Annotated in this window: 1 pseudogene; it reads left to right on the plus strand. The window is 55.8% G+C overall.

Annotated elements, in window-relative coordinates:
- Positions 1-335, plus strand: a pseudogene (locus IU459_RS40335) (hypothetical protein); the annotation flags it as partial.

Genomic DNA, 335 nt, shown 5'->3' on the forward strand with positions numbered 1-335 from the left:
GCACGTCGCTTCCAGAAGATCGATATCACGGAGCCTTCACCAGAAGAGACCGTGCAGATCCTGAATGGCCTGAAGACCAAGTACGAAGCGCATCACGATGTGCGCTATACCGCGAAAGCGGTGCGCGCAGCCGTGGAACTGGCGGTGAAATATATCAACGACCGTCATCTGCCTGACAAGGCGATTGATGTGATTGATGAAGCGGGTGCGCGAGCGCGCCTGATGCCAGCCAGTAAGCGCAAGAAAACCATCAACGTCTCTGACATTGAAACGGTGGTGGCCCGTATTGCCCGTATTCCTGAGCAAAGCGTGTCAGCAAGCGACCGCGATACGCT

This window comes from Nocardia amamiensis, assembly GCF_015477605.1.
GTDB lineage: Bacteria > Actinomycetota > Actinomycetes > Mycobacteriales > Mycobacteriaceae > Nocardia > Nocardia amamiensis_A.